The following is a 22,294-nucleotide window of genomic DNA, read 5'->3' as shown; positions in this document are numbered from 1 at the left end:
TGTGCTCAACGCGACCTGCCTGGTGGCGAGTTCGGGGGATCGCGCACCGTGGGGAGGGCTGGCGGAGTGAAGAGGGCCCGCACTCCGGTCGCGCGCCACGACACGTGCCAGGTGTGCGGCCGGTCGCGCTCGGCCCGGCCCGGCCCGGCCCGGTCCGGTGCCGGGTGGGGCGCCGCGTGGGGCGCCGCGTGGGACGGCGGCCCGCACGTGGTGGGGATGCGGGCCCGGGAGGGCCTTCCCGTCGCGGTCGCTCCCCCTCCCCGGCCGGGGCCGGCCCCGGGGGCCGGCCGCCCGCGCGCCCCGGGCATACGCCCCCGCGCTCTCCGCGCTCGCTCCGTCTCCGCCCGGCCCCGGCTTCGGCCCTGGCTCGTCCCGGCCGCTCCCCTCCCCTCCCCACGCCCGGCCCGCCCCCTGCCCCGCCTCCTGCCCGTCCCTCGCGCGGGTGTCGCCAGCGGGGCCGCTCACGTGTATCCGTATAAGGATTGCCAGTAGCTAAGGTGACTATCGGGACAAATTATGCTTTTCCGGCGAGTGAGAGCGGCGTGACGACATGGGACCTGGCCTCGCACGGGGTGGGTGGCGTCTGGCAGGGCAGATGCTGCTGTTCCAGGTCGTGGTCCTCGTGATCGTCGTCGGCATCGGCGCGGCGGTGAGCATCACCTCCACGATCCGGGCCGCCAACGCCGACAGCCGCGACAAGGTGCTGGCCATCAGCCGTACGCTCGCCCGGTCACCCGGGGCGATCAGCGCCGTCCAGTCCGCCGATCCCACCCGCGCCCTGCAACCGGCCGCCATGAGGGTGCAGGAGGACACCAGGACCACCTCCGTGGTGTTCATGAGCCCCGCCGGGATCCGCTTCACCCACCCGAACCGCGCCGAGATCGGGCGTCGCTTCCGCGGCACCATCGGCCCGGCCCAGCACGGAAAGCAGCTGACCGAGATCTACCGGGGCACGCTGGGCAAGTCCGTGCGCGCCGTGGTGCCGATCAAGGACCACGGCCGGGTGGTGGGCCTCGTCTCGGTCGGCATCCTGCTGGACCGGGTGAGCGCTGAGACCACGAGCCAGATCCCCATGCTGGCCGGGCTCGCGGTGCTGGCGCTGGTCGTCGGCACCATCGGGTCGGTACTGCTGGCGCGCCGCGTGCGCCGCCAGACGCTGGGCCTGGACCCGGCCGAGATCGCCCGCCAGTACCAGCACCACGCCGCGGTGCTGCACGCGGTACGCGAGGGCGTGCTGATCGTGGACGGCGAGCGGCGGCTGACGCTGGCCAACGACGAGGCGCGGCGGCTGCTGGGGCTGACGGAGGACGTCGAGGGCCGCCACGTGGACCAGCTCGGACTGCCCTCGCGTACGGCGGCGCTGCTGACCTCGGGGCGGGAGGCCACCGACGAGATGCTGATGGTCGGGGACCGCCTGCTGGCCGTGAACCAGCGCCGCACCGACGACCACGGGGCCGACGGCAGCACGGTGGCGACCCTGCGCGACTCCACCGAGCTACAGGCCCTCACCGGCAAGGCCGAGACCGCCCGCAAGCACCTGAAACTGCTCTACGACGCCGCCGCCGACATCGCCACGACACTGGATGTGACCCGCACGGCGGAGGAGCTGGTGCGGGTGGTGGTCCCACGGCTCGCCGACTTCGCCAGCGTCGATCTGGTGGAGCCGGTGCTGCGGGGAGAGGAGCCGGTCGCCGTCCACGGGCTGGTCCCGGTGCGCCGGGCAGCGGTGCACGGCGTCCGCGACGACCACCCGCTCTTCCCGGCCGGCACCCGGCTCCACCTGCCGCCGACCACGCCGGAGGCCGGGGTGCACGGCGACGGGCACGGCGTGCTCATGGCAGACCTGCGCGACGCCTCGGGTGCGTGGGCGGCGGTCGGCGAGGAGCAGGCGCGCCGCGTCATCGACTACGGGATCCATTCCCTGGTCCTCGTCCCGCTGCGCGCCCGCGGAGTGCTGCTGGGCATGGTCAACTTCTGGCGGGGTCCCGGCTCGGAACCCTTCGGGCAGGAGGACCTCTTCCTCGCCCAGGAGGTCGTCGCGCTGGCCGCGCTCGGCGTGGACAACGCCCGCCGCTTCGCCGGGGAGCACGCCACCGCCGTGACACTCCAGGAGAACCTGCTCCCCCGCGCCGAGATCACCCACCCCGCGCTGGAGGTGGCGCACCGCTACCTGCCGGCCCAGGCCCTGATCGGGGGCGACTGGTTCGACGTGATCCCGCTGACCGGCTTCCGCGTCGCGCTGGTGGTGGGCGATGTCGTGGGGCACGGCCTCCAGGCCACCGCCACCATGGGCCGCCTGCGCACCGCCATCCACACCCTCTCGGCACTGGATCTGCCGCCCGACGAACTCCTCGCCCGGATGGACGAGCTGGTCACCCGCGCCGACCAGGAGGAGACCTCGCAGGGCCGGACCCCCGTCTCGGGAGCCACCTGCCTGTACGCGATCTACGACCCGATCGGCGGGTTCTGCACCATGGCCCGCGCCGGACAGCCGCCGCCCGCGCTGATCACTCCGGACGGGGCGGTGGAATTCGTGGACCTGCCCCCCGGCCCGCCCCTCGGCATGGGGGCGAATGTGCGCTTCGAGGCGGCGGGACGGCAGCTGCCCGAGGGCAGCCGGCTGGTCCTCTACACCGACGGTCTCATCGAGGAGCGCGGCCGGGACATCGACGTCGGCCTCGACCTCCTGCGCCGGGCACTCGTGGGCAGCGGCCCCACCCCCGAGGAGACGTGTACGCAGGTCCTGGAGACCGTGCTGCCCAGCCGTCCGGCTGACGACGTGGCCCTGCTGGTGGCGCGCACCCGGCTCTTCCACGCCGACCAGGTCGCGCAGTGGGACGTGGAGCCCGACCCGGCGGCGGTGGAGCAGGTGCGCGCCGCCGCCAGTGAGCAGCTGGCCGCGTGGGGTCTGGAGGAGGCGGGGTTCACCGCCGAACTGCTGCTCAGCGAGCTGGTCACCAACGCCATCCGCTACGGCGCGCCGCCCATCCGGGTCCGGCTCATCCGCAATCACAGCCTCTTCTGCGAGGTCTCCGACGCCAGCAGCACCTCGCCCCATCTGCGGTACGCGGCCGAGATGGACGAGGGCGGGCGCGGCATCTTCCTGGTCGCGCAGATGGCCGAGCGGTGGGGGACGCGCCACACGGCCACCGGGAAGATCATCTGGGCGGAGCTGGCCCTCGCCTAGCCCGTGGACCGTGTGCGTGGCCGCCGACCGGGGCGGATGCGGTACCGCGGACCGGGGCGGATGCGGTACCGCCGGCCGGGGCGGGCGTGGTGCCGCGGGCCGGGGCGGGCGTGGTGCCGCGTGCGGCGGCGCGGAAGGCCAGCGGGGTGCGGCCGTCCCGGGCGCGGAAGAACTTGCTGAAGTCGCCCGGGTCCCCGAAGCCCAGCCGGCGGGCGATCTCCGAGGCCGGCGCCTCCGTGTGGACCAGCAGCCGCCGGGCCTCCAGGAGGATCCGGTCGTCCAGGAAGGTCTTGGCGCTGCGGCCGGTGGCCGCCCGGGTGGCACGGGTGAGGGTGCGCGGACTGTAGCCGAGCGCGGCGGCGTAGTCGGCGACCCGGTGGGTGCGGGCGAAGTCCCGCTCGACGGCGGCCTCGAAGCGCCGGAAGGGGCCCTCCGGCCGCGCGCTCGGCGGGGCGGCGGGGCGCGCGTGCGCGAGCCGCATCAGCAGCACGGACAGCAGCATCCGCAGGGCCTCGATGTGGGCGTCCAGGGGGATGGCGGCCAGGTCGGCGTATTCGTGGGTGAGGTGGCGCAGGGCGATGCCGACGGCCTCGGCGTGCGGGCCGCTCGGCACCAGCGGGTCGCGTTCGTAGGGCGGTTCGGCGGGGACGAACCCGGGCTGCCAGATCACCAGCACACAGTCCGCCGGGGGCTCGTCGCCCGCGGCCCCGCTGCCGCGCGCGTACTGGTGCACCTGGCCGGGGCGGATCCACAGCCAGCCGCCCGGCTCGATGACGTGGTCCGAGAAGTCCACGGTGTGCGGCAGCGCGGTGCCCTCCGGTGGTACGTGGATCAGGTGGTGGAAGCCGGGGCGCTGGGGTGCGGCCAGGTCGAGGGACCGCCGCCGGCCCCGGGCCCGCAGCTCGGCGGTGTCCAGTACGTCCATGCCGATGGGGGCGGAGAGCGAGGGCCGGTAGGCGACATCGGTGATCCCCGTCAGCGCCCCGGCCGGTGCCCGCCCGCCCCGCGCCGCCCGGGGCCGTCGCCCGGGGGTCAGCGCGGGCACGGGGGCGCTCCGGTGCCGCCGCCCCCGGTGTGTCCGATTTTCCCCATCATGAGTCCCGAGCGTACCGCTGCCGGGCGCCGGACGGCTCCTAGCGTCGGACGGGACGCACACACAGACAGACGGACGAACTGGCAGATGGACGAACTGGCAGACGGACGGAGTGGAGGGGAGCGGGATGCGATTGATCGTGGGGGTGACCGGGGCGACCGGAGCGGTTTTCGGCGTGCGGCTGCTGGAGCGGCTCGCCGAACTCCCGGACGTCGAGACGCACTTGGTGCTGAGCCGCTGGGCACGTACCACCATCGAACTGGAGACCGGGCGCTCGGCGCGGGAGGTCGCCGCGCTGGCCGACGTGCACTACGGCCCCGAGGACCAGGGGGCGGCCGTCTCCTCCGGTTCCTTCCGCACTGACGGCATGGTCATCGCCCCCTGCTCCATGAAGACGCTTGCCGGTATCCGGGCGGGGTACGCGGACGGTCTGGTGGCGCGCGCCGCCGATGTGGTGCTCAAGAAACATCGCCGCCTGGTGCTGATGCCCAGGGAGACTCCGCTCAGTGAGATCCATCTGGAGAACATGCTCACGCTGGCCCGGATGGGCGTGCGCATCGTGCCGCCGATGCCCGCCTTCTACAACCATCCGGCCACCGTTGACGACATCGTCGACCACCTCGTGGCCCGCGTCCTCGACCAGTTCGAGCTGCCCGCCCCGACGGCCAGGCGCTGGCCCGGCCTGCGCTCCGCCCGCCGTGCCGCTCCCACCGCGCTCCGCCCCGATGCCTCGCCGCGCCCCGCCGCGCCCCGCCCCGACGACGGCGCCGCCGCGCCCCTGACCGAACGAGAAGGAGTCCGCCATGGCTCATGACGATCTGCGTACGTTTCTGGACACTCTGGAGGAGGAGGGACAGCTTCTCCGCATCGGTGAAGAGGTGCTTCCCGAACCGGACCTGGCCGCCGCCGCCAACGCCGCGGGGCGGATCGGCGAGGGCGCGCCGGCGCTCTACTTCGACCGCGTCAAGGGTTTTGACGACGCCCGGATCGCGCTGAACGTGCACGGCTCCTGGCGCAATCACGCCCTGGCGCTCGGTCTGCCCAAGGAGACCTCGACCAAGGAGCAGGTGGAGGAGTTCGCCCGCCGCTGGGACGCCTTCCCGGTGACGCCCGAGCGGCGCGCGGACGCGCCCTGGCGGGAGAACACCGTGACCGGCGACGACGTCGATCTCTTCCGCATCCTCCCGCTCTTCCGGCTCAACGACGGCGACGGCGGCTTCTACCTGGACAAGGCCGCCGTCGTCTCCCGCGACCCCGACGACCCGGAGCACTTCGGCAAGCAGAACCTGGGCACCTACCGGCTGGAGGTGACCGGTCCCGACCGGCTGGCCATCCAGCCGGTGCCGATGCACGACATCGCCCAGCACCTGCGCAAGGCCGAGGAACGGGACGAGGACCTGCCGGTCGCCATCACGCTCGGCAACGACCCGGTGATCCCGATCGTCTCGGGCATGCCGATGGCCTACGACCAGTCCGAGTACGAGATGGCGGGAGCGCTGCGCGGCGCACCGTTGCCGATCGCCACGGCGCCGCACACCGGTATCGATGTGCCGTGGGGTGCCGAAGTGGTCATCGAGGGCGTCATCGAGTCGCGGGTGCGTCAGATCGAGGGCCCCTTCGGGGAGTTCACCGGGCACTACTCGGGCGGCCGGCGGATGCCGGTGGTCCGAATCGAGCGTGTCTCCTACCGGACCCGGCCCGTCTTCGAGTCCCTCTACATCGGCATGCCCTGGACCGAGTGCGACTACCTGGTGGGCCCCAACACCTGCGTTCCGCTGCTCAAGCAGCTCCGGGCCGAGTTCCCCGAGGTGCAGGCGGTCAACGCGATGTACACGCACGGACTCCTGGTGATCATCTCCACCAGGAAGCGGTACGGCGGCTTCGCCAAGGCGGTCGCGATGCGGGCCATGACCACGCCGCACGGCCTCGGTTACGTCTCCCAGGTCATCGTGGTGGACGAGGACGTGGACCCCTTCGACCTGCCGCAGGTGCTGTGGGCCCAGTCGGCCAAGGTCAATCCCCGGGACGATGTGGTCGTCATCCCCAACCTCTCGGTTCTCGAACTGGCTCCCGCCGCGAGCCCGGCGGGCATCACCAGCAAGATGATCATTGACGCGACCACGCCGGTACACCCCGACGACCGCGGCAACTTCAGCACTCCCGCCAAGGACCTGCCGGAGACCGCCGAGTGGACCAGCCGTCTCCGGTCGCTGCTGGCCGCCCGCTGAACCGGGCCCCCGAATCCCGAGCAGCAGACCCGAACCCCCGAGAAACAGAGGTGTCCCATGAGCCATGAGATCTGTCCCCGCTGCGCGTTCGAGCAACTCGGCACCCTGGCGGCCTCTCCCGTGCCGGATGTCTGGGAGGTGCTCCAGTGCCGGCAGTGCCTCTACACGTTCCGCACCACCGAACCGGCCCGGCGCACGCGGCGGGAGCACTACCCCGAGACCTTCCGGATGACCCCGGAGGAGATCGCCGGGGCCGTCGAGGTCCCGGCGGTCCCGCCACTCGTCACCGGTTGAACCGGTGACGAGTGAAACGGCACCCCGCCGGACCCGGTGATCAGCCGGGAGGAGCAGCCCACGGGTGTCCGTGAGGTGTCCGTGGGCAGTCAGGTCGTTCAGATGTGAACCGGTCGGTGATCTCGGCCGTATTGGAGGGCGTTCCAAGTACGGGGTTGGATCGGACCATTGCGGGCTCGGGCCTTCCCCGTACCCCCGGAACGATGAGCGGTACGAATCCCCGTATCCCACGCACCCCACACGTGAGGTGACCATGCTCCGACCTGACAGAGAACACTCTTCCTCCACCAGACGCCTGCGCCTGCCCCGGCGCGGGATCGCCGCCCTGCTCGGCGCGCTGTGCGCCGCGGCCCTGGCCGCCGCACTGCTCACGGCCAACAACTCGGGCGTGGACAAGCAGACGGCGACCGCCGCGGCCGACACGCCGACGAACGGCAAGAAGAAGGTGGGCTACTTCACCGAATGGGGTGTCTACCAGCGCAATTACCACGTCAAGAACATCGAGACCTCGGGCGCGGCTGACAAGCTCACGCACATCAACTACGCCTTCGGCAACGTCAAGGACGGCAAGTGCGCCGTCGGCGACAGCTATGCCGATTACGAGAAGACCTACACCGCCGACCAGAGCGTGGACGGCCAGGCGGACACCTGGGACCAGCCGGTTCGCGGCAACTTCAACCAGCTGATGAAGCTGAAGAAGAAGCACCCCAACTTGAAGGTGCTGTGGTCCTTCGGCGGCTGGTCCTGGTCCCAGGGCTTCGCCGAGGCGGCCAAGAACCCGGAGGCGTTCGCCGACTCCTGCGCGAGCCTGCTCAACGACCCGCGCTGGAAGGGCCTGTTCGATGGCATCGACATCGACTGGGAGTACCCGAACGCGTGCGGTCTGGGCTGTGACACCAGCGGCAAGGACGCCTTCGCGAACCTGCTGAAGGCGCTGCGCGGCAAGTTCCAGGACAAGCTGGTCACCGCCGCGGTCACCGCCGACGGCACCAAGGGCGGGAAGATGGAGGCCACCGACTACAAGGCGGCCTCGGAGTACGTGGACTGGTTCCTGCCGATGACGTACGACTACTTCGGCGCCTTCGACGCCCAGGGTCCCACGGCGCCGCACTCGCCGCTGGAGACCTACGAGGGCACGCCGAAGAAATTGTTCGACATGAAGTCCACCATCGCCAGCTACATCTTCAGAGGCGTCCCCGCCGAGAAGCTCCTGTACGGGATCGGCTTCTACGGCCGGGGCTGGACCGGAGTGACGCAGGACGCGCCCGGCGGCACGGCGACGGGTCCGGCACCGGGCAAGTACGAGCAGGGCATCGAGGACTACAAGGTCCTCAAGGACCGCTGCCCGCCCACCGGCAAGGTCGGTGGCACCGCTTACGCGCACTGCGGCAACGAGTGGTGGAGCTACGACACTCCGGAGACGATCGGCGCCAAGGCCGACTGGGCCGAGACGAACAAGCTCGGCGGTGCCTTCGTCTGGGAGCTGAGCGGCGACACCGAGAACAGCGAGCTGCTCAACGCCGTCAAGTAAGCCGGTAGACCGGTAGACCGTCCTGTCGGGCACGCCCGGCAGGACGGCCGAAGCGGCAGAGCGGAAGCTCAGCGCGGCACCTCGCGTGCGAGGCCCCGCGGTTACTCCCCGAACCGGGAGAAACCGCGGGGCCTCATCCGTTCCAGAACCGTCCCGGCGAGGGTGATGCCCCGTCACCGGGCCTGTCGGCGCCGCTACTTGGCTTCGACGCGGCCGACCGCGCCGGGGCCTGACGTCAGTTCCTCGCACGCCGCCTGCCAGGCGGACTCCCCGGGGTACAGCTCGGAGCGCAGGTAGGCCCAGGTGAGCCGCTGGACGGCGGCCACGCGCTCGGGGCTCTCGTCCGTGGTCTCGGCGACGTCGTACCCGGAGACCCCGCCGAGCCCGTGCTCCGCGCCGAACAGCGTGAGCAGGGTCTTGGGCGCGGGGGCGAGATGGTACGGGTCGGCGTGCCAGTCCGGGCCCATGACCGTCAGGTGGGCGGAGGCGTCCTTGTCGCCCGCGACCACGAGCGCGGGCGTCGTCATCCCGGAGAAGTCCGTGGACGAGAAGAAGGCGAAGTTCTCGGCCGTGGAAGCGGTGAGGGCATCACCCCCTCGGCCGGGTGCGGCGAGCAGCACACCCGCCGTGATCCTGGGCTCGGCAAGGTTCACCTCCGTGCCGTCCTGCGGATCGGTGAGCCGGGTGCCCAGCAGCAGGCTCGCGGTGTGCCCGCCCATCGAGTGTCCGGCGACGGCGACCTTGCCCGGGTCCAGCCGCCCGGCGAGCTGCGGGACGGCGGCCTCGATGGCGTCGAGCCCGTCGAGGACGCGCGTCATGTCCTCGGCCCGCGAGCGGAAGTGCAGCGGAGCGCCGGGGGTGTCGGGAGCCAGGTTCAGCGTTCTGGAGCTGAGGTGGGTGGGCTGGATGACGGCGAAGCCGTGTGCCGCCCAGTAGTTGGCGAGGGGCGCGTAGCCGTTCAGCGAGGAGAGGTGGTTCGAGGGGCCCTGCCCGTGCGAGAGGAGGATGACCGGCAGCTTGTCCCCGATCGTGGGTGCGGAGACCCGCAGTTGGAGGTCCACGGCGCGGCCGGGGGCCGCCAGCACCACGGGGCTGATGGAGAGCACGGGGGAGGGCGGGCCGGGGGTGCCGGCTGCTGCGGTCGCTGCACTCATGAGGTGGGTGTCCCTTCGGAGGCGCCTGGCGGGGGCATGGGTGGTCGGGGGCGTTCGTCTTCCGTCACACGTGAAGCGGAACGTCGTTCCGAAAAATATACGGAGCGACGTTCCGATTCGTCAATGCGCCGCTGACGGGCGCCCCGGGCGGCTCCTCGCCCTCCCCGGCGGGCCTTCGCGGGCAGGCCCTAGGCGCGCCGGGTGTCGTATTCCGCGCGGGCCGCGTCGATGTGCGGCAGGTGCGCGATGCTCCACTCCAGCAGCGGCGCGGTGGCGTCCCGGAGCGTCGCGCCCATCGGGGTGAGTTCGTAACTGACGTGCGGCGGCATGACGTTGTGCACGGTGCGGCTCAGGATTCCGTCGCGCTCCAGGCCGCGCAGGGTCACGGTGAGCATGCGCTGGCTGATCCCGTCGATGGACCGTTTGAGCTGCGTGAAGCGGAGCGGCCCGTCCTTGAGGGTGCGGACGACCAGAAGCGACCACTTGTCCCCGACGATGTCGAGCACTTCACGGGTCCGGCACGCGTCCTGCGGCTGTGCGTCCTGCGCCTGTGCGGACTCCGGCCCGCTGTTCTTCGCGATCACGGTTACCTCCGGAGAACCGGGGCACTGAAATGTGCCTTATTGCCCTGTGTGTAGCGGTGGATCACCATGGTGGTGGTTCTCAAAGAGTACCGAGGCGCGAAGGGGAACCGTCTGTGACCTGCGCGTCCCACCCGCAAGAGGAAGACCGGACCACCATGGCGACATTTCTGCTGGTACACGGCGCTTGGCACAGCGGGCGGTGCTGGGAGCGGGTGATTCCGCTGCTGGAGCGCGCCGGGCACCGCGTGCTCGCCCCGTCGCTGACCGGCTACGGCGACAAGGCGCACCTGCTCGGGCCCGAGGTGGGGCTCGACACCCATGTCGCCGACATCGCCGGGCTGATCGGCGATGAGGACCTCGCCGACGTGGTGCTCGTGGGCCACAGCTACGCGGGGCTGGTCATCTCGTCCGTGGCCAACCAGGTGCCGGAGCGGATCGCGCACCTGGTGTACCTCGACGCGATGGTCCCCGAGGACGGCGAAACCGCGGCCGACGTCCAGCCCGCCACCCGGAACCTGATCGACCTCGCCGAGAAGTCCGACAGCGGCTGGCGGATTCCGCCGTTGCCCGAACAGCCCTACCCCTTCGGCCTGTTCGGGGTCACAGACCCCGAAGATGTCGCGTGGCTGCGCTCGATGCTCTCGGACCAGCCGGTGGGCTGCCTCCAGCAGCCCGTCCGGCTGGACAACCCGGCCGTGCACGCGATCTCGCGCACCCACATCCACTGCGTCGGCGCGAAACCGGCCGGCATCCCCCGGCGCCCCGTACCCCCGGTGCAGCCCAACGGCTCTCCCGCGCAGGTGTGGGAGCTGCCGACCGGCCACGACTGCATGATCACCATGCCGTCCGAACTCACCGGACTACTGCTCAAGCTCGATCCGTCACGGCACTGGCACCGGCTGGCGCCGCCGCCTCCTCGCCGGTGCGGAGCCCGGCCTGCCGCGCCGCGGCGCCGTAGCGGCTCAAGTGCTGTAGCGGCTCACGCCGGGTCCTTGCCGTTCTCCCGGCCAGGAAGCGGCGCCCCCTGAAGAAACGCCCGGTAGGCGTCTGCCGCGTCCTCCTCGACGGTCGGCGGTTCTGGCCCGTACCGGGTGTCGCTGCGGTCGCGTTTCGGCCCGGAGATCCAGAAATCCTCATGGGTGTCGATGTCGCGGAAGTTCGCGTCGGACAGGCCGAGCCCCGTGGCCCGGCGCAGCGTCCGCCCCTGGAAGTAGGCCGTTCTCCAGGTCTTGGAGAAGTCCACCCACCCGATCCACGAGGGTCCGCGATCGGTGTCGTAGCCCGTTTTGAGCTGTACGAACATGATTCGGCGAGGCATGGCCTCAGCCTGTCCGCTCCCGGCACCTCGGCAAACCCCCTCGGCAGACCACTGGGGAGGGGCGCGGAGCGGTCATGGCGTGGCTCCTCAAGTGCGGCGGTTCGGCGAGGGGCCGGGGTCCGGGCGGCGGGCGCCGGGAGGTTTCCCGGCCTGCGTCCGCGCCTACGTCCGCGTCCGCGCCTGCGTCCGCGCCTACGTTCGCGCCCGCGCCTACGTCCGCGCCTACGTTCGCGTCCGCGCCTACGTCCGCGCCTACGTCCGCGTCCGCGCCTACGTCCGCGTCCGCGCCTGCTCCTTGTGTGCGAGGAGCAGGACTTCCTGGAACTGCCGCCGGTCGGTGGGCTTGGGCTCGATCACCGTACGGGCCGACTCCACCAGCCCCTGATCGCGCAGGAGGCCGGCGAGGTGGTCGGGGGACCAGCGGTAGGCCGTCGTCACCGCGTGGTCGTAGCTCTGCGTCTCGATGTGCGGGCCGTCGGTGGCGGGGAATTCGATCAGCAGGTGTCCGCCGGGAGCCAGGACCCGGGCGATCTCGGCCAGGAGGGGCGGCAGGTCCCGCGGCGGGGTGTGGATGACGGACCACCGCGAGAGCACCCCGCCGAGCGCGCCGTCCTCGATGTCCAGCGCGGCCATCGAACCGACCTCGAACCGCAGCCCGGAGCCGGCCTCGCGAGCGAGTTCGATCATCACCGGGGAGGCGTCCACGCCGAAGGCATCCAGCCCCAACTCGTGGAGACGGGCGGTCAGGTGACCCGGCCCGCACCCGAGGTCCGCGACCGCACCGCCGCCGCTCGTACCGCTCGTACGCACCAGCTCCGCGAAGGCGCTCAGCAGCGCGCGCTCCAGCGGGCGGTCGCTCAGGGAGTCGTGGAACATCTGCGCGTAGGTGGGCGCGATGGCGTCGTATGCCTCGCGGGTGGCGTGCAAGGTGTCGAGTTCGCTCACCCGTGGACCCTAACGGGAGGAGCGCGTCCGCGTATCGGCTGCGTGCGTTCCCGTCTCAGCTCACTCCATTGTTGGAGTAGCACAATTTCTCCCCTCCGGGTCGGTCGCTTCCTTCCCTGGTGTCCGTTCTGGGTGCTGGCATGATCCCCAGGAGGCAATTCAGGCGCTGTGTAATACCTATACAAATGGAGGAGTTCCTGTGACCCGTAATGGTCGTGGAGTGCTGGTGACGGGCCTCGGTGCGATGACGCCGCTGGGAGCCGATGCGCCGTCGTCGTGGTCGGGCCTGCTGGACGGCAAGTCCGGGGTGCGTTCGCTGGAGGAGGAGTGGGCCGCTGACCTGCCCGTGCACGTCGCGGCCGGGCTCACGGTGGACCCCGCCTCCCTGCTGCCGAGGCCCGAGGCCCGCAAGCTGGACCGGGGCGAGCAGATCGCCCTCCTCAGCGCGCGCGAAGCCTGGCAGGACGCCGGTGCTCCGCAGGCCGAGCCGGAGCGGATCGCCGTCGTCATCGGTACGGGGACCGGTGGCGTCCTCACCACGCTGGGTCAGGACGACCTCTTCGAACGCGCCGGGATCCGGCGGCTGTCGCCGTTCGCGGTCCCCATGCTGATGCCGAACGGGCCTGCCGCCTGGGTGAGTATGGACCTGGGCGCGAAGGGCGGCGCCAGGACCCCGGTGAGCGCCTGTGCGTCCGGGGCGGAGGCCCTCGCCCTGGCGCAGGATCTGATCCGCGCCGGGCGGGCGGACGTGGTCGTCGCGGGCGGCGTGGAGGCATGCCTGCACCCCTTCACCCTCGCGGCGTTCGCCCAGATGAAGGCACTCTCCACGCAGTCCACCGACCCGGAGGCCGTCTCCCGCCCGTTCGACGTCAAGCGGTCCGGGTTCGTGATGGGCGAGGGCGCGGGAATGATGGTGCTCGAACGCGCCGAGTTCGCCCGGGCCCGTGGCGCACGCACCCACGGCGCGCTGGCCGGCAGTGCCGTGAGTTCGAGCGCGGACCACATCACGGCATCCGACGCGGACGGCCAGACCTACGCCATGCGACTGGCGCTGCGCGACGCGGCACTGGACCCGTCGGACATCGGGGTCGTGCACGCCCACGCCACCTCGACGGAGTCCGGTGACCTGGCGGAGGCCGAGGCGATCGGCCGGGCGGTCGGCAGCCACGCCGCGGTGACGGCGACGAAGTCGATGACAGGTCACATGATCGGCGCCTCCGGAACGATCGGCGCCATGGCCGCCTTGCTCGCGCTCAGGGACGGCGCCGTGCCGGTCACCCGCAACCTTGACGAACTCGACCCGCGCGTGGAAGTGGACGTGGTGCGCGGTGAGCGGCGCACCGGCCGGTGGTCCGCCGCGCTGGCCAACTCGTTCGGGTTCGGCGGACACAACGTCAGCCTCGTCTTCACCACGTGACGGCGAGCCCCAGGGCAGCCCTGGGAGACGAGCACCCATGACGATGAGCCGCCCGACGACGAACCCCTGACTGTCTCGCCGGACGGCACGCCGGACTGTCACGCCGGATGCACGGCTCGTCGTCCCTCGCGTCCGTAGCCGTCCGTAGCCGTCGCTGGAACGGGTGATCCCGCCGGCCCGGCCGCTTCCCGCAACTGCCGACGGACATCGGTCCATTGGCAGCTCGGCCCTGACGCCGTGAGGGATACGGATGAGGACAGAATCCGGCCAGGGCGAAGAAGCCGGTCGAAGGCCATCAGCACGCGATTGCCGTGCCACAGGGCCACCAGCGCGACGGGCAGCGGTGCGCGGCTGGACGGCTTGTCCTCCGCTTCTCGGATGAAGGAGACCAGGGCGTTGCCGCAGTCGTCGGTGACAAGCGGGGGAGTGTGCGGAGCAGTCACCCCGACAGGATGCCTGCCCCCGGACGTTGTGATCGCGGCGCCGGTGGCAGGCTCCCACTGAGCATAGGCAGGGGCTACAGCGAGTACAGGGCGCGCGGGCAGCCGACCGTGATCGGCCGCCGTCCGCCGCACCGGACGATCAGCGCCACCGAACGCGCGGGCCAGGAGGGGAAGCACCGTGCCCTGTCGCTGTGCTCTCCGGGCTCGCCGCCTTCCGCGAAAGAATGAACAAGGGAAGGAAAGAGCTGCGATGACCCTCAACCGTGACGTCGTCTCCGCCGGGCAGCGGGCCCGCGAGGAGGATCTCGTACAGCGCGTGCTGCGCTCGTTCGACACCTGCGAGGACACCCGCCTCGGCGAGATCATGCGCTCGCTCGTCACCCACCTGCACGCCGTGGTGCGCGAGGTGCGGCTCACCGAGGCCGAGTGGAACAAGGCCATCGAATTCCTCACCGCCGTCGGCCACATCACCGACGGCAGGCGACAGGAGTTCATCCTCCTGTCCGACGTGCTGGGCGCCTCGACGCAGACCATCACGGTCAACGACGAGGCGCACGGGGCCGCCACGGAAGCCACCGTCCTCGGCCCGTTCTTCACCGAGGGCTCGCCACGCATCGACCACGGCGGCGACATCTCCAACGGCGCAGAAGGGCAACCGTGCTGGGTCGAGGGCACCGTCCGTGACACCGACGGCAGACCCGTGCCCGGTGCGCGCATCGAGGTGTGGGAGGCCGACGACGACGGCTTCTACGACGTGCAGTACGGCGACGGCCGCACCGCCGCGCGGGCCCACCTCTTCACCGGCGACGACGGCGGCTATCGCTTCTGGGCGCTCACCCCCACGCCGTATCCGATCCCGCACGACGGCCCCGTCGGGCAGCTGCTCCAGGCGGCCGGCCGCTCCCCGGTGCGCGCCCCGCATCTGCACTTCATGGTGACCGCCCCGGGCGCGCGCCGACTGGTGACGCACATCTTCGTAAGCGGAGACGAACACCTGGGCGCGGACAGTGTCTTCGGGGTGAAGGAGTCCCTGGTCAAGGACTTCGTGCGGCGCCCAGCGGGCACACCGGCCCCGGACGGCCGCCTGTTGGAACGCGACTGGGCGCGAGTCAGGTTCGACATCGTCCTGGCCCGCGAAGAGGCGTTGTGAGCGCCACCGTCCACGCGGCCGTTCGGACGCCGTTCGGACGCCGCACGGACGCCGCACGGACGCCGTACGGACGGCCCAGCGGCGGGTCGCGGAAGGCGAGGGGAGTGACGATCAGCTCCCGGATACGTGAGCCTTCCCCGGCACGGGCAGGGCCGCCGGCCGTACGGGCCGGGCTGCCTGCGGCACGGGCCGGGCTGCCGGACGCCTGCGGGGAAGGCGTACCGGTATCGGTCGGGGAGTGTGCGCTCACGCTTCCACCACCTGCAATCCCTTGTCGATGAGTTCCGCCAGCCGCGCGAGCTGCGCCGGCTCGGGGTCGAGAAGCGGGGCCCGGACACCGCCGACGTTCAGCCCGCGCAGTGTCACACCGGCCTTGACCAGCGACACCGCGAATCCCGGGGTTTCGTCGCGGAGCGCGACCAGCGGTTCGAAGAACTCCGTGAGCAGGGTGCTCACCAGGGTCTCGTCGCCTTGCGCGAGGGCGCGGTGGTAGGCGGTGGCGACCTCCGGGACGAAGGCGAACGCGGCCGAGGAGTACAACTCGACGCCGATGCGCCGGTAGTCGGGCATGCTCACCTCGGCGGTCGGCAGGCCGTTGAAGAGGAGGAAGTCCTCGCCCCCGGGCAGCGCGCGCACCGACTGGACGATGCGCGCCATCTCTTCCCGATCGCCGACACCGTCCTTGATCCCCACCACGTTGGGCAGCGCGGCGGCCTCGGCGGCGGTCTGCTCCGTCAGCCGCGCCGCACCGCGCTGGTAGAGGACGACAGGCACGTCCGCGGCCCCGGAGACCGCGCGGACGTAGCGCGCCTGGAGTTCATCACGCTGCTGTTCGGCAACGATTCCCTACGTGCCGGCCACGCCGAGAAACAAGCCCGCTGGCAAGCCCTGTTCACACCGCTGATCGAGCCGCGACTGCCCGACTCCGACCGCCGCGCCCTGCGAGCCCGCGCGAGCGCAGCCGCAGCGATCACCTGCCTGCAGGCAGCCAACGAGGAATGGGTACGCCTGGGCGGACAGGTGGACCTGTTCGACCTCTACGACACCGCCATACAGGCCATCCGCCGCCCCACCTGAAACCGGCCGCATCCAGCTCCACCACCCTCGTCGGCGTGGGAACCAGGGCCCGAGCCGCCTCACCGCGCCCAGCAGGACCGAACGATCCGGCCGCCGTGAGCCGCGCAGTCAGAGGTCAGCCCCGGGCGGGTAGCCACAGCGGCCGTCGGCATCGAGCGTGGACACCTCGCCGTCGATGTCCACCGTGTGGGTGCCGTAAAAGTGGACGTTGGCGTGGTGGCTGGGCCAGATGTGTGCCGGCAGGTCGTCCTCGCGAGGGGTCGCCCGGCCCGGCGCGGCGCGGTGACCGCGAGGCCGTAGTCACTCGGTGGTCCAGATGACGATCGCGTCGGTGGCCACCCAGGAAGACCGGGCGTGCGGGAGCGAGGGGCAACGCGGAGAGTCGTTTACGAGAAGTGGATGACGACCGGGTGCGAAGAGGCCACCATTCCTGCGGCGTGCCGCCCCGCACGGTGGTTCCGGTCAGTTGGTGGCCGTCAGTGCCTCGCGTGCGGTGGTGAGGATCTCCTCGGAGAGCGGCGAGCCTTTGGTGGCCCGGGACAGGACGAGTGCGCCGAGCATGGTGCACAGCCGGGTGAGGCCGTCCTGGTCCTTGATGTCGAGCCAGTCGGCGAAGTCGCCCACTCCCTGGGTGTAGACCCGGCGGGCCTCGCTTTCTCCGCCGTCGCGGGCCATGTCGGTGGCGAGTGCGGCGACGGGGCACCCCTCTGCCGCGCTGTCGCGGTGCTCGGCGGAGAGGTAGGTGTCGATCAGTGCCCGCTGGGCGGCGTCGCGCTGCCCGGCGTACTGGTCGAGCCCGTCCTTGTGGTGCTGGGCGAGTTCGCCGAACGCGCGGGCGGTGGCTTCGTCGATGAGTGCCTCCTTGGAGGCGAACTGCTTGTAGAAGCCGCCGTGGGTCATACCGGCGGCCTTCATGATGTCGGCGACGCTGACGTGGGTCCCCTGTTCCCGGAACAGGCGGGACGCGGTTTCAATGACCCGCCGGCGGTTCTCCTCCGCCTGCGCCTGCGATACGCGGCCCATCGGCCACCTCCCCATTTGGATGTCGACTGGCATCTATCTTAGACCAGTGTTTAGATTGTGTCCGTAATCTAATTTGGGTCGCTTGACGGCGGCCGTGGCATGGGGAGTGGGCATGGAACTGAAGGACGCGGTAGCAGTGGTCACCGGCGGCAACCGGGGGCTCGGACGGCATCTGGCGGCCCAGCTCGTGGAACGCGGGGCCAAGGTGTACGCGGCGGCCCGTCGCCCCGAAGGGATGGACCTTCCGGGTGTCATCCCGTTGCGGCTCGACGTGACGGACGCGGAGTCGGTCCGGGCGGCGGCCCGCACCGCTTCCGACACGACGCTGCTGGTCAACAACGCGGGCATCTCCACCGGGACGCCCCTGATGACGGGCAGCCCGGACGCGGCGCGCTTGGAGATGGAGGTGAACTTCTTCGGCCCGCTCGCCGTGACGCGGGCTTTCGCCCCGGTCATCGAGTCCCACGGCGGCGGCGCTGTGCTCAACGTGCTGTCGGTCCTGTCCTGGCTGCACCCGGCCGACCTCGGCGCCTACGCCGCGGCGAAGGCCGCGGCATGGGCGCTGACCGGAGCGACCCGGGAGGAACTGGCGCCCCGCGGCATCACTGTCACGGCGCTGCACGTCGGATACATGGACACCGACATGGCCGTCGGCGTTCCCGCCGATCAGAAGGCCGACCCCGCCGAGGTCGCTGCCCAGGCATTGTCCGGCGTCGAGCGGGGACTGCCCGAGGTCCTCGCCGACGAGACCACCCGGCACGTGAAGCGGAGCCTGGCCACTTCGCCGAACGCGGCGTGAGGCGTGCCCGCCGCATCGGCGTGAGGGGTCATGAACCAGCGGTGAATACCAGAAAGTATCTCGTACCGGAGAGTCCGAGCGGGCGGAGATCCCGTCCCTGTGCGGACGAGTCAGGGAGACGGCGATGAAGACCTACTTGATCGAGAAGTACGGTGACCAGTCGGCGGTGCGCCCCGCCGAGATGCCCGATCCGGAGCCGGGCGCCGACGACGTGCTGGTCAAGATCCATGCGGCGAGCGTCAACCCGCTGGACTTCAGGATCCGCGACGGTGCCTTCAAGCAGATCCTGCCGTACCGGCTCCCTCTCGTGCTGGGCAACGACCTCGCCGGAGTGGTGGTCCGGGCCGGCTCGGCCGTCACCCGGTTCGGGGTGGGTGACGAGGTCTACGCCCGGCCCGGCAAGGACCGCATCGGCACCTTCGCCGAACTCATCGCCGTCCACCAGAACGACCTGGCCCACAAGCCGACCGCCCTCACCATGGCGGAGGCCGCCTCCCTTCCCCTGGTGGCCCTCACCTCATGGCAGGCGCTGGTCGAGAGGGCACAGGTCCAGCCGGGCCAGAAAGTCCTGATCCACGCGGGCTCCGGCGGAGTGGGCACCATCGCCCTCCAACTGGCCAGACACTTGGGCGCACACGTGGCCACCACCGCGAGCGCGGCCAACGCCGCCCTGGTCAAGGAACTCGGCGCAGACGTCGTCATCGACTACCGCGCCCAGGACTTCGAGGAGCTCCTGGACGGCTACGACCTCGTCCTGGACACCCTCGGCGGCAAGACCCTGGAGAAGTCGCTGCGGGTCCTCAAACCAGGCGGGAAGGTCATCAGCATCGCCGGGCCGCCCGACGCGGACTTCGCCCGCGAGCTCGGCGCGAACCCGGTCCTGCGGCAGGCGATGAACATGCTGAGCTTCAAGACCCGACGCCACGCCAAACGCCGGGGCGTGACCTACTCCTTCCTGTTCATGAAGGCCGACGGCGACCAGCTGTGCGAACTCGCCCGGCTCATCGACGCCGGAGAGGTCCGCCCCGTCGTCGACCGTGTCTTCCCCTTCGAGCAGACCCGCGAGGCCATGGAGTATGCCGAGAAGGCCCGCGCCAAGGCCGGCAAGGTCGTCATTGAGCTCGTGTCCTCGTGAAGTTGCAGGTCATGGCTCTGGTGTGAGCGGGTGACCGCGTTCTCGCCGAGGTCGGTGGCGTGATCGTCTGGTTGCGGGTGGCCTTGCGGCCGGTGAGGACCACGGGGCGCTCGTCGGGGTGGTCTCCAGGCCGACGAAGCCGAGGTCGGCAGGGCACCGAGGCCGGACTCCCTCAGCTGCTCGGTGATCTTGTTGTGGCGGGCCGTGGTGATCTCGCTGGACCGTCCGGGAGGGGCCGCGAGATCCCGATCAGGTTGCCCTTGGCGTCGGTCAGCGCGAGAAACAGCAGGCCGTGGGCCTTGTGCTTGCCGGAGAAGTTGTGCCACCCCTCGGCGTTACGCATGATTTCCGCCCGGTGGAGGGTTCCTCGCCGCGGGGAGGGCGCGGAAGGTGAAACCCTGTTCGTTGTCGGTGGTGTGGGCCGGCAGGGCGCGGCCCTGGCCGGCGTACTGCCGGCCTTCGTGCCAGAGGGTGTCGCGGATGCGGGCCGAGAGGTCGCCGCCGAAGACGCCTGCGGAGATTTCCAACAGCCGGCGGGTGAGGAAGCCGCGCAGACCGACAGGGCAGTTGGTGAGGACAATGACGGTCATCAGAGCTCGTCCCCGTAGTCCTCGGGTCCGTCGCTGCCGGAGGCGATTTGGTGGGTTCAGTGAGGCATCTGCAAGGAGTACTGTCGAACGCTTATACACAACCCGCCCAACCGTCAACTCTCTTCCTCTGTACGCGATTTCGCAATTCTGCCGTACAGGTCGTCTCAAGTCTCATCAAGAAAGCAGCCAAGGAGCATTGATGCCCAGGAGGAGCGTGGCTGTGATCCCGCGCGACGCTGCTTGGTTCAAGTCGAGCTACGGCAACGACCAGGGCGGAGCCTGCGTTGAGGGAGCACCTCTCGACGGCGGCATCATGGCCGTGCGGGACTCGAAGCAGCCGGAGGGGCCCGCGTTTGCCTTCCGGGCCGGTGCCTGGGCGGCCTTCGTGACCTCCGTGAAGAGCGGAGCCCTCGGATAGGGGCAGTGCTCCGGGGCGAGAGTGCCGCTCTCGCCCAGGGCGTCCCGGCGGAGGCCGGTCGGGCGAGGAAGGGGATGGCGTCGGCCGGGCTATTCGGACCTTGCCTCGGCCTCGCTTCCGGTGAACGTCCCAAGGACCAGTGGCAGCGGCCACGGTGTCATGGGCCGACCACCTCGGCACGCGTCCCCGCGCCGACAGGGTGGGACGCAAAGAGGTCAGCGGCTACGGCTGCGCGACCGCTGCGCATTGCCGGTATTGGCACCGTTTCCGTTCCTGTTGGCAAGGGTTGAACTCGATGACTGCCCGTTCGCAGGAAGCGTCGTATTGCGGATACTTGCGGCCGTAGTTCCGTTCAGTCCGAGCGCGGACCCCTCCTCGTAGGCGTGCCTCCGAGCCAGCCCCTTGAGGTCCCCCAGGCGTATGGTCGCCGGGCCGCGCTCCAATCCAGTGGCAGCCATCAGACGGTCCACCAAATCATTCATCTCGGCCCTTGCAGGCTCCCCGTCCCACATATTCCATTCCCCTCGCATCTCCCTTTCCTTCCATCGCTCGTACGCTTGAATTTCCAGCGGGAGCATGCTGCCCCGTGATGCAGCCATGGTCTGCCACGTCCTCATGTCGGATTCCTGGACCGAAGGTCACTTCAGACTCTTCGCACTCTGCTGCAACGCACCCCACCGCCGAGTGGTTCAAAGGGAGCGCTCCTTGAGCAGCTCGGGTCGCAGCAGGTTTCGGAGATCCACAGCGGGACGGTGTGCTTACCGCCGCTGACACTGAGCCGTTTCCAACTTCAGTTGGGCAGGTCAGGTGCAGGGTGAGGACGGCTTGGACGATGCTGTGGGTTCCCGCGGCCCTGATGTCGTGGACCGCGCCGGGCAGCGCCGGCGAGGCCCGTAGCAGCCGCCCCGCCGGATCGGCGATCACCTGCACGTTCATGCCGTGCTTCTTGTGCTTCCCGGAGTAGAAGGGCCGGTCGGCAGCGATCCTGTCGATCGGCGGCAGCGTGCCGTCAAGGATCACGAACGCCTTGGTGGAGGCGGTCCTCACCGCCTCGGCGAGGATCGGTGACAGTGCTGCCAGGACCTCGACGGCCTCGGCGATGTACCGGAAGGCGATGGTGGGGTGCCCACACCGAACCCGGCGGCGAGCTGAGCGTAGGTATGGCCGCACCGCAGATGGGCCACCACGAGCAGCGCCTGCCATCAGGCGGTCAGCCGACGCCATCGAGTCCCGCGTTCAAGACGGCGTGCGGCCAGTTCACGGGCGAGGAAGCGCAGGGTGGAGGTGGACAGATCGGCGCCGGCTGGGTAGACAAACACGCGGAAGCTCCTGGCAGGACGGCTTGGACTCGACACCCACCCGTCTACCAGGAGCTTCTCCACGTCCGCACACCACCCATGCCCCCAACACCCGTATCCGGCAGACAGGTTGGAAAACCCTCACGGCCTGGTCACCGCCGAGTTCGACCTCGGCCCCCTCAGTCGCTCCTGCTCGGCGCCTGGCACGCCTCCCCGTGGTGTCCGGACGCGCGCCTGAGCGAGGTCCGCCGCGTCAGCACACCGTTCGCCGGCCATGCCCTCGGCGCCCTGTGTTCGGACACGAACATGTTCGCCTCCGGGGCATGTCACCCTGGCCGTGCTCGCCAACGCCCTTCTCGCCGCCATGGCCCTCGCTGCGGGAACAGAGAAGGGGTCTGCAGAAAAACTCTTCCAGCTCCCTTGCATCGCTTACCGTGGCGGAAATCCGGTGCCTCCTGGCAACTCGCACTTCCCCATTGGCACACCTTCAGCACACCGACCACGCGATGAGCCGGCCTTGGCGACGCCGGCACTTGGCCGTCGCCCGCCGCTGCCACCACCGCCGCCGCACCCCGTCACGAATTCACAGTGCCTCTCAGCACGTCAGGCG

The 22,294-nt window shown here is 70.6% G+C and carries 19 protein-coding genes and 3 pseudogenes; 11 read left to right on the top strand and 11 right to left on the bottom strand.

The window, feature by feature from the left end; all coding sequences use genetic code 11:
* Positions 1-595: 595 nt before the first annotated feature.
* Positions 596-3,187: a SpoIIE family protein phosphatase gene (locus ABD339_RS03430; RefSeq protein WP_344561948.1), complete on the top strand. Its 2,592-nt coding sequence runs from the start codon at positions 596-598 to the stop codon at positions 3,185-3,187.
* On the opposite strand, the gene ABD339_RS03425 is transcribed toward ABD339_RS03430, so the two are convergent.
* Positions 3,159-4,232 carry a helix-turn-helix domain-containing protein gene (locus ABD339_RS03425; RefSeq protein WP_344561946.1) on the bottom strand — a complete coding sequence of 358 codons (1,074 nt, stop codon included), beginning with the start codon at positions 4,230-4,232 and terminating at the stop codon, positions 3,159-3,161. The genes ABD339_RS03430 and ABD339_RS03425 overlap by 29 nt on opposite strands.
* Before the next feature lie 175 nt (positions 4,233-4,407).
* Here ABD339_RS03425 and ABD339_RS03420 point away from each other — a divergent pair, with 175 nt between their 5' ends.
* The 4 genes from ABD339_RS03420 to ABD339_RS03405 all read left to right on the top strand — a co-directional run bounded on the left by ABD339_RS03420 (position 4,408) and on the right by ABD339_RS03405 (position 8,333).
* Complete coding sequence (locus ABD339_RS03420; protein ID WP_344561944.1) at positions 4,408-5,094, top strand: non-oxidative hydroxyarylic acid decarboxylases subunit B; 687 nt, start codon at positions 4,408-4,410, stop codon at positions 5,092-5,094.
* Positions 5,084-6,508 (top strand): non-oxidative hydroxyarylic acid decarboxylases subunit C, encoded by a 1,425-nt coding sequence (locus tag ABD339_RS03415; protein ID WP_344561942.1) that lies wholly within the window; start codon positions 5,084-5,086, stop codon positions 6,506-6,508. The genes ABD339_RS03420 and ABD339_RS03415 overlap by 11 nt, the downstream gene beginning before the upstream one ends.
* A 57-nt stretch (positions 6,509-6,565) precedes the next feature.
* Positions 6,566-6,802, top strand: a complete 237-nt coding sequence (locus tag ABD339_RS03410; RefSeq protein ID WP_344561940.1) for a non-oxidative hydroxyarylic acid decarboxylases subunit D — start codon at positions 6,566-6,568, stop codon at positions 6,800-6,802.
* 253 nt (positions 6,803-7,055) lie between these two features.
* Positions 7,056-8,333, top strand: a complete 1,278-nt coding sequence (locus ABD339_RS03405) for a glycoside hydrolase family 18 protein (RefSeq protein ID WP_344561939.1) — start codon at positions 7,056-7,058, stop codon at positions 8,331-8,333.
* A gap of 194 nt (positions 8,334-8,527) precedes the next feature.
* Here ABD339_RS03405 and ABD339_RS03400 read toward each other — a convergent pair whose 3' ends face one another.
* Both ABD339_RS03400 and ABD339_RS03395 read right to left on the bottom strand, forming a co-directional pair.
* The gene (locus tag ABD339_RS03400; protein WP_344561938.1) at positions 8,528-9,487 is read right to left on the bottom strand and encodes an alpha/beta hydrolase family protein; all 960 of its coding nucleotides are present in this window, start codon (positions 9,485-9,487) and stop codon (positions 8,528-8,530) included.
* Between the two features lie 188 nt (positions 9,488-9,675).
* Positions 9,676-10,068 carry a winged helix-turn-helix transcriptional regulator gene (locus ABD339_RS03395; RefSeq protein ID WP_344562333.1) on the bottom strand — a complete coding sequence of 131 codons (393 nt, stop codon included), beginning with the start codon at positions 10,066-10,068 and terminating at the stop codon, positions 9,676-9,678.
* A 158-nt stretch (positions 10,069-10,226) separates the two neighbouring features.
* On the opposite strand from ABD339_RS03395, the pseudogene ABD339_RS03390 reads away from it, so the two are divergent.
* Positions 10,227-10,946, top strand: a pseudogene (locus ABD339_RS03390) (alpha/beta fold hydrolase); the annotation flags it as partial.
* Between the two features lie 104 nt (positions 10,947-11,050).
* Here the strand turns inward: ABD339_RS03390 and ABD339_RS03385 are convergent.
* Positions 11,051-11,389, bottom strand: a complete 339-nt coding sequence (locus ABD339_RS03385) for a hypothetical protein (RefSeq protein ID WP_344561936.1) — start codon at positions 11,387-11,389, stop codon at positions 11,051-11,053.
* A gap of 270 nt (positions 11,390-11,659) precedes the next feature.
* On the bottom strand, positions 11,660-12,334 hold the full coding sequence (locus tag ABD339_RS03380; RefSeq protein WP_344561934.1) for a class I SAM-dependent DNA methyltransferase: 675 nt from the start codon (positions 12,332-12,334) through the stop codon (positions 11,660-11,662).
* Between the two features lie 199 nt (positions 12,335-12,533).
* Here ABD339_RS03380 and ABD339_RS03375 point away from each other — a divergent pair, with 199 nt between their 5' ends.
* Entirely contained in the window at positions 12,534-13,751 is a 1,218-nt protein-coding gene (locus tag ABD339_RS03375; RefSeq protein WP_344561933.1) for a beta-ketoacyl-[acyl-carrier-protein] synthase family protein, read from the top strand.
* Positions 13,752-13,849: 98 nt separating this feature from the next.
* Here the strand turns inward: ABD339_RS03375 and ABD339_RS03370 are convergent, their stop codons facing one another.
* Entirely contained in the window at positions 13,850-14,194 is a 345-nt protein-coding gene (locus tag ABD339_RS03370) for a hypothetical protein (protein WP_344561931.1), read from the bottom strand.
* Positions 14,195-14,444: 250 nt separating this feature from the next.
* On the opposite strand from ABD339_RS03370, the gene ABD339_RS03365 reads away from it, so the two are divergent.
* Positions 14,445-15,344: a dioxygenase family protein gene (locus ABD339_RS03365; RefSeq protein WP_344561928.1), complete on the top strand. Its 900-nt coding sequence runs from the start codon at positions 14,445-14,447 to the stop codon at positions 15,342-15,344.
* Positions 15,345-15,590: 246 nt separating this feature from the next.
* On the opposite strand, the gene ABD339_RS03360 is transcribed toward ABD339_RS03365, so the two are convergent.
* Positions 15,591-16,187, bottom strand: coding sequence for a dihydrodipicolinate synthase family protein (locus ABD339_RS03360; RefSeq protein WP_344562331.1), 597 nt, complete (start codon positions 16,185-16,187; stop codon positions 15,591-15,593).
* A gap of 696 nt (positions 16,188-16,883) precedes the next feature.
* Positions 16,884-17,444, bottom strand: a complete 561-nt coding sequence (locus ABD339_RS03355) for a TetR/AcrR family transcriptional regulator (protein WP_344561926.1) — start codon at positions 17,442-17,444, stop codon at positions 16,884-16,886.
* 112 nt (positions 17,445-17,556) lie between these two features.
* On the opposite strand from ABD339_RS03355, the gene ABD339_RS03350 reads away from it, so the two are divergent.
* Together ABD339_RS03350 and ABD339_RS03345 are read left to right on the top strand one after the other, a co-directional pair.
* Positions 17,557-18,243 (top strand): SDR family oxidoreductase, encoded by a 687-nt coding sequence (locus ABD339_RS03350; protein WP_344561924.1) that lies wholly within the window; start codon positions 17,557-17,559, stop codon positions 18,241-18,243.
* Positions 18,244-18,367: 124 nt separating this feature from the next.
* On the top strand, positions 18,368-19,378 hold the full coding sequence (locus tag ABD339_RS03345; protein WP_344561922.1) for an NADP-dependent oxidoreductase: 1,011 nt from the start codon (positions 18,368-18,370) through the stop codon (positions 19,376-19,378).
* A 172-nt stretch (positions 19,379-19,550) separates the two neighbouring features.
* On the opposite strand, the gene ABD339_RS03340 is transcribed toward ABD339_RS03345, so the two are convergent.
* Both ABD339_RS03340 and cas2e read right to left on the bottom strand, forming a co-directional pair.
* Positions 19,551-19,721, bottom strand: coding sequence for a hypothetical protein (locus tag ABD339_RS03340; RefSeq protein WP_344561920.1), 171 nt, complete (start codon positions 19,719-19,721; stop codon positions 19,551-19,553).
* Positions 19,722-19,737: 16 nt separating this feature from the next.
* Positions 19,738-19,968: pseudogene (gene cas2e / locus ABD339_RS03335) on the bottom strand (type I-E CRISPR-associated endoribonuclease Cas2e); the annotation flags it as partial.
* A gap of 199 nt (positions 19,969-20,167) precedes the next feature.
* On the opposite strand from cas2e, the gene ABD339_RS03330 reads away from it, so the two are divergent.
* Positions 20,168-20,386, top strand: coding sequence for a DUF397 domain-containing protein (locus tag ABD339_RS03330; protein WP_344561918.1), 219 nt, complete (start codon positions 20,168-20,170; stop codon positions 20,384-20,386).
* A gap of 836 nt (positions 20,387-21,222) precedes the next feature.
* On the opposite strand, the pseudogene ABD339_RS03325 reads toward ABD339_RS03330, so the two are convergent.
* A pseudogene (locus ABD339_RS03325) lies at positions 21,223-21,705 on the bottom strand (transposase family protein); the annotation flags it as partial.
* Positions 21,706-22,294 lie beyond the last annotated feature (589 nt).

Source organism: Streptomyces axinellae (genome assembly GCF_039532135.1).
GTDB lineage: Bacteria > Actinomycetota > Actinomycetes > Streptomycetales > Streptomycetaceae > Streptomyces > Streptomyces axinellae.
This window is presented reverse-complemented; position numbering and strand designations above follow the sequence as displayed.

What these genes read in the sequence shown, in the direction of transcription:
- ABD339_RS03430 (WP_344561948.1), top strand. Translation starts at nt 596, where the DNA reads ATGCTGCTGTTCCAGGTCGTGGTCCTCGTGATCGTCGTCGGCATCGGC.
- ABD339_RS03420 (WP_344561944.1), top strand. Translation starts at nt 4,408, where the DNA reads ATGCGATTGATCGTGGGGGTGACCGGGGCGACCGGAGCGGTTTTCGGC.
- ABD339_RS03415 (WP_344561942.1), top strand. Translation starts at nt 5,084, where the DNA reads ATGGCTCATGACGATCTGCGTACGTTTCTGGACACTCTGGAGGAGGAG.
- ABD339_RS03410 (WP_344561940.1), top strand. Translation starts at nt 6,566, where the DNA reads ATGAGCCATGAGATCTGTCCCCGCTGCGCGTTCGAGCAACTCGGCACC.
- ABD339_RS03405 (WP_344561939.1), top strand. Translation starts at nt 7,056, where the DNA reads ATGCTCCGACCTGACAGAGAACACTCTTCCTCCACCAGACGCCTGCGC.
- ABD339_RS03400 (WP_344561938.1), bottom strand. Translation starts at nt 9,487, where the DNA reads ATGAGTGCAGCGACCGCAGCAGCCGGCACCCCCGGCCCGCCCTCCCCC.
- ABD339_RS03385 (WP_344561936.1), bottom strand. Translation starts at nt 11,389, where the DNA reads ATGCCTCGCCGAATCATGTTCGTACAGCTCAAAACGGGCTACGACACC.
- ABD339_RS03365 (WP_344561928.1), top strand. Translation starts at nt 14,445, where the DNA reads ATGACCCTCAACCGTGACGTCGTCTCCGCCGGGCAGCGGGCCCGCGAG.
- ABD339_RS03355 (WP_344561926.1), bottom strand. Translation starts at nt 17,444, where the DNA reads ATGGGCCGCGTATCGCAGGCGCAGGCGGAGGAGAACCGCCGGCGGGTC.
- ABD339_RS03350 (WP_344561924.1), top strand. Translation starts at nt 17,557, where the DNA reads ATGGAACTGAAGGACGCGGTAGCAGTGGTCACCGGCGGCAACCGGGGG.
- ABD339_RS03345 (WP_344561922.1), top strand. Translation starts at nt 18,368, where the DNA reads ATGAAGACCTACTTGATCGAGAAGTACGGTGACCAGTCGGCGGTGCGC.
- ABD339_RS03340 (WP_344561920.1), bottom strand. Translation starts at nt 19,721, where the DNA reads ATGCGTAACGCCGAGGGGTGGCACAACTTCTCCGGCAAGCACAAGGCC.
- ABD339_RS03330 (WP_344561918.1), top strand. Translation starts at nt 20,168, where the DNA reads ATGCCCAGGAGGAGCGTGGCTGTGATCCCGCGCGACGCTGCTTGGTTC.